Source organism: Pseudomonas sp. REP124 (assembly GCF_020164475.1).
In the GTDB taxonomy this organism is placed as follows: Bacteria; Pseudomonadota; Gammaproteobacteria; order Pseudomonadales; family Pseudomonadaceae; genus Aquipseudomonas.
This window is the reverse complement of the sequence record NZ_JAIQWX010000238.1, coordinates 1-5,787: the sequence shown is the minus strand read 5'-3', so window position 1 is coordinate 5,787 and position 5,787 is coordinate 1. Positions and strand designations below refer to the sequence as shown.

The following is a 5,787-nucleotide window of genomic DNA, read 5'->3' as shown; positions in this document are numbered from 1 at the left end:
GTCGCCTGACACTGCCTCTTCGCGAGCAAGCCCGCTCCCACAAGTGTGATGTGTCGATCACAAAAATGGTGAACGACCCGACCACTGTAGGAGCCGAGTTTGCTCGCGATGAACGAGAGACCACCACGGGGCATCAGGCAGCCAGCGTTATCGTTAACGACCATCGCGGGCAAGCCCGCTCCCACAGGTTGTATGTCGACTGCAAAAAATGGTGAACGACGCGATCACTGTAGGAGCCGAGCTTGCTCGCGATGCACGACAGGGCACCACGGGGCATCAGGCAGCACGCGTCATCGTTGAACACCATCGCGGGCAAGCCCGCTCCCACAGGGGGACGCGGGCGCTTCAAGGGCCAGGTCGGCTTTCAGGCCGCCTCGGCTTTGCGGTGTCGGCCGCCTCGAGAGGCCGAGTGGAGGTTCTGCGTAGTGGGCAACCCGGCAGGGATGCCGGGTTAGCCGCCGCCGGCCATGGATGGCCGATGGCGGCGGGCCCACGGAGCAGGACCGGAAGGAGGGCATGCCGAGCCTAGGCGAGGCACCGAACGTCAGGGGCACGAGCGTTTGGTTACTTTGCGCTCTTCAAAGTAACCCGCTGTAAGAGCGGAACCATAAGTAGCCGTTACCGCAGCAACGGATATGTACACCATCAAAAAGCTCGCGAGCATGCTCGCTCCCACAATGGTCCGGTGTACATCAGGAAGAATCAGGTTGTCGTCCAGGCCGCTTTCGCGAGCAAGCCCGCTCCCACAAAGTCCCGTGCCAGCAGGGCAAAAATGCAAGACTGGACATTCAGCTATACCTCCAGGAACGATTGGCATCCACAACGCTCGAAACAAACGGGTGCAATCACCGGAACTCAGAGCCAGCCAATGCAGTTTCTAGACGATAGCCACGGGTGTGCAGGTTGGAGCGGTGAAATGGCCGGGCGCATTCGTGCGTTCGACTGGAGCCGCACCGAGCTTGGAAGCATCGATACCTGGCCCAGGAGCCTGATCAGCACGGTGCAGTTGATGCTCGCCTCACCGCTGCCGATGGTGATGCTCTGGGCCCGGCCCGGCTACATGATCTACAACGATGCCTATTCGATCTTCGCTGGCGGCCGCCATCCTTACCTGCTGGGCTCCCCGGTGGAGCTGGGCTGGCCGGAAGTGGCCGACTTCAATCGCAATGTGGTCGATACCTGCCTGGCCGGCGGCACCTTGTCCTATCGCAATAAAGAGCTGGTGCTGCTGCGCGCCGGTGTGCCCGAAGACGTCTGGATGGACCTCTATTACAGCCCGGTGGCCAACGACGAAGGAATGCCCGCCGGGGTCATGGCCATGGTGGTCGAAACCACCGAACTGGTGATTTCCGAGCGCCTGCGCCAGGCCGCTGAAAATGCCTATCGCGCCGACAATGAGCGTGTCCGCCTGGCCCTGAATGCCGGTGCGTTGCTCGGTTCGTTCGTCTGGGACATCAAGGCCAATGTACTCAGCGGCGATGAACGCTTTGCCCGGACCTTTTCCTTTCCTCCCGGCCAGCCGCTGGACAACCTGCCCCAGGACCTCGCCGAAGCGCAGATCCACCCCGACGACCGCAGCTGGGTGCAGGAGCAGGTCCAGCGCTCAGTGCAGACCGGCGCCCCCTTCAACACCGAATACCGCGTCCTGCGCCCCGACGGCAGTTACCTGTGGGTACAGGCCAGCGGTTGCTGCGAGTTCGATGAGCAGGGCCAGCCTTTACGCTTCCCCGGGGTGCTGATCGACATCCATGAACGCAAGATTGCCGAAGAGTCGTTGCTCAAGTTCACCCGCAATCTCGAGCAGCGGGTGGCCGATGAAGTGGAAGGGCGGCTGTTGGCGGAGGAGCAGTTGCGCCAGTCGCAGAAACTCGAAGCCATCGGCGGACTTACCGGCGGCGTGGCCCACGACTTCAACAACCTGCTGCAGGTGATCTCTGGCAACCTGCACCTGCTGGCACGCCACGAGGCGGGCAATGCCAATGTGCAACGTCGGGTGAGCGCATCGATTGCAGCCGTCGAGCGTGGGGCCAAGCTGTCGTCGCAATTGCTCGCCTTCGCCCGTCGCCAACCGCTGTCTCCGGCGATTTGTACACCGCAGCAGATTTTCGACGGCTTGGGAGAGTTGCTGCAGCGAGCGCTCGGGGAAACCGTTGAGATCCGGATGACCGCTGCCGACGATCCCTGGCCGGTGTTCGTCGATCGCAACCAACTGGAAAACACCATCCTCAACCTGGCGATCAACGCCCGTGATGCGATGTTGGGCGAGGGGATCATTGAACTTTGCGCTGACAACATCCACCTCGACGAGTCGTTCTGCGCGGGCAAGGACATTACCACCGGCGACTACGTGCGCGTGACGGTGGCCGACTCGGGCTCGGGCATGTCGCCGCAGGTTCTGGCCCACGCGTTCGAGCCTTTTTTCACCACCAAGCCCGACGGTCAGGGCACGGGGTTGGGCCTGAGCATGGTGTTCGGTTTCGTCAAACAGAGCGGTGGGCACGTGGAGATGTCCAGTGTGGTCGGAGAGGGCACGCGGGTGCAGCTGTATTTCCCCCGCAGCCTGCGCTCGGTGCCCCGGGAAACTTCGGTCACTGATGTACCGCCGCGAGGCGGGCGTGAACGCATTCTGGTGGTGGAGGACAACGATGCGGTGCGGGTGTCCACCGTGGAGATGTTGCAGGAAGAGGGTTATCAGGTGCTGACAGCCGCCAACGCCGACATTGCCATGCAGATGTTGCTCGATGGTGCGGAGGTGGACCTTATCTTTACCGATGTGGTCATGCCCGGCCTGATCAAGAGCTCGGACCTCGGCGCCTGGGCCAAGGTCCAGAATCCGTCGGTGGCGGTGCTGTTCACCTCGGGCCACACCCGTGACATTATCTCGCGCAACCACCAGCTCAGCCCCGACACGCATTTGCTGAGCAAACCCTATAGCCCGCAGGCGCTGATGCAGATGATTCGCGCGGTGCTCAACGGCTAAATGCTTTCTGTAGGAGCGAGCACGCTCGCGATGAACGCCAGAGCACCGCGGGGTATCAGGCTGTCAGCGTTATCGTTGACGACCATCGCGAGCATGCTCGCTCCTACAGGGGGCAATTGCATCCGACCCACTTTGAACAAGGCCACCCGATGACCTCGAACCGCAGCGCGAACCCTCCTTCAGGCATGGTCAGGGTGCGGGGCGCCCGGGAGCACAATCTCAAGAACATCGACGTCGACATTCCCCGCGATGCGCTGGTGGTGTTTACCGGGGTGTCCGGGTCGGGCAAGTCGTCCCTGGCGTTTTCCACGCTCTATGCCGAGGCCCAGCGTCGCTATTTCGAGTCGGTGGCGCCCTATGCGCGGCGGCTGATCGATCAGGTCGGGGTGCCGGATGTGGACTCCATCGAGGGCCTGCCCCCGGCGGTGGCCTTGCAGCAGCAACGGGGCACGCCGAGTACGCGCTCGTCCGTGGGTAGCGTCACCACCCTGTCGAGCCTGATCCGCATGCTCTATTCCCGCGCCGGCAGTTACCCGGCGGGGCAGCCGATGCTCTACGCCGAAGACTTTTCCCCCAATACGCCCCAGGGCGCGTGCCCTGAATGTCATGGCCTGGGCCGGGTCTATGAAGTCACCGAAGCGTTGATGGTGCCGGACCCGAGCCTGACCATCCGCCAGCGCGCCGTCGCGTCCTGGCCCCTGGCCTGGCAGGGCCAGAACCTGCGGGACATCCTGGTGACCATGGGCTATGACGTCGACATCCCCTGGCGCGACCTGCCGAAAAAACAGCGTGACTGGATTCTCTTCACCGAAGAAACCCCGACGGTGCCGGTGTACGCCGGGCTCACCCCGGAAGAAACCCGCGTCGCCCTCAAGCGCAAGATGGAGCCCAGCTACCAGGGGACTTTCACCGGCGCCCGTCGCTACATCCTGCACACCTTCACCCATTCGCAAAGCGCGCTGATGAAGAAGCGCGTCTCGCAATTCATGCTCGGCAGCCCGTGCCCGCTTTGCGATGGCAAGCGCCTCAAGCGTGAAGCGCTGTCGGTGACCTTCGCCGGTTACGACATCGGCGAGCTGGCGCAGATGCCGTTGCTGCAACTGGCCGAAGTGCTGAGACCGGTGGCGGCCGAACAGTATCTGCATGAGGGCGAAGAGGCGGGTGAAGTGCTGAGCCACACCCAGACCCGCGAGGCCCGCAAAGAGCGCGTCGCCCACGGCGCCAGCGGACACGCCAATGCCCCTGACGTGCGTCATACGCCGAACCTGTCGGTGGAAAAGCGCCTCGCCGCGCAACGCATCGCCCAGGATCTGCTGGAGCGGGTCAGCACTCTGACCGATCTGGGTCTCGGTTATCTGGCGCTGGAGCGCAGTACGCCGACGCTGTCCTCCGGCGAGTTGCAGCGCCTGCGCCTGGCCACGCAATTGGGCTCGCAACTGTTCGGGGTGATCTACGTGCTGGATGAACCTTCGGCGGGTCTGCATCCGGCGGATGGCGAGGCGTTGTTCGAAGCCTTGCAGCGTCTGAAGTCCGCCGGCAACACCCTGTTTGTGGTCGAGCACGACCTGGAAACCATGCGCCGTGCCGACTGGCTGATCGACGTCGGCCCGGCAGCGGGTGAACACGGTGGCCAGGTGTTGTACAGCGGCGCGCCGGCCGGGTTGGCGGACATCGCCGAATCACAGACCCGCGCTTATCTATTCGCCGAACACGACCGGTCAATTCGCGCACCGCGTCAGCCCAAGGACTGGCTGCGCCTGGAAGGCATCACCCGCAATAACCTCAACAAACTCGATGTCGAGTTTCCGCTGGGCTGCTTTACCGCAGTGACCGGCGTCTCCGGCTCCGGCAAGTCGAGTCTGGTCAGCCAGGCCTTGCTGGAGTTGGTCGGCGCGCACCTGGGGCGTCCGGTCGCCGACAACGAATCCGAAGAACCGAGCCTGGAAGACGATGCGCCGCAAACCAGCGGCGGTCAGGTCACGGCGGGGCTGGAGTCGATCAAGCGTCTGGTGCAGGTCGACCAGAAACCCATCGGCCGCACCCCGCGCTCCAACCTTGCGACCTACACCGGGCTGTTCGACAACGTGCGCAAGCTCTATGCCGCCACGCCCGAAGCCCAGGCTGCCGGTTACGACGCAGGGCAATTCTCCTTCAACGTCGCCAAGGGCCGCTGCGCCACCTGCGAGGGCGAAGGCTTTGTCAGCGTCGAATTGCTGTTCATGCCCAGCGTCTATGCGCCATGCCCGACCTGCCACGGCGCACGCTACAACCCGGACACGCTGGCGATCACCTGGCAGGGGCGCAACATCGCCCAGGTGCTGCAATTGACCGTCGATGAGGCCGTAGAGGTGTTCGCCGAACAAGCCAGCGTGCGTCGCTCGCTGGAAGTGCTGCGCGATATCGGCCTTGGCTATCTGCGCCTCGGTCAGCCGGCGACCGAGCTGTCCGGCGGCGAGGCCCAGCGCATCAAACTGGCCACGGAACTGCAGCGCAATCAGCGCGGGGCGACCTTGTATGTGCTGGATGAGCCAACCACCGGCCTGCATCCGCGGGATGTCGATCGGCTGCTGGAGCAATTGAACAATCTGGTGACGGCGGGGCACACGGTGATTGTGGTGGAACATGAGATGCGGGTGGTGGCGCAGAGTGACTGGGTGATCGATATCGGTCCTGGGGCGGGGGATCAGGGTGGGAAGATTGTGGTGGCGGGGGTGCCGCAGAAGGTTGCCAAAAGCAAGAAGAGCAGGACTGGGCCGTTTTTGGCCAGGGTGTTGGACAAAGCTTGAATGAGTAGTGAATTGACTGGC

Annotated in this window: 3 protein-coding genes; all 3 read left to right on the top strand. The window is 63.3% G+C overall.

The genetic code is table 11. The annotated features are described in order from the left end of the window. Positions 1-215: hypothetical protein (locus tag K9857_RS29385; protein WP_224541934.1), on the top strand; the 215-nt coding region annotated here is incomplete at its 5' end. A gap of 653 nt (positions 216-868) precedes the next feature. After that, positions 869-2,980 (top strand): PAS domain-containing sensor histidine kinase, encoded by a 2,112-nt coding sequence (locus K9857_RS29380; RefSeq protein WP_224541932.1) that lies wholly within the window; start codon positions 869-871, stop codon positions 2,978-2,980. Positions 2,981-3,129: 149 nt separating this feature from the next. Further along, positions 3,130-5,766 carry an excinuclease ABC subunit UvrA gene (locus tag K9857_RS29375; RefSeq protein ID WP_224541930.1) on the top strand — a complete coding sequence of 879 codons (2,637 nt, stop codon included), beginning with the start codon at positions 3,130-3,132 and terminating at the stop codon, positions 5,764-5,766. Positions 5,767-5,787: the final 21 nt, after the last annotated feature.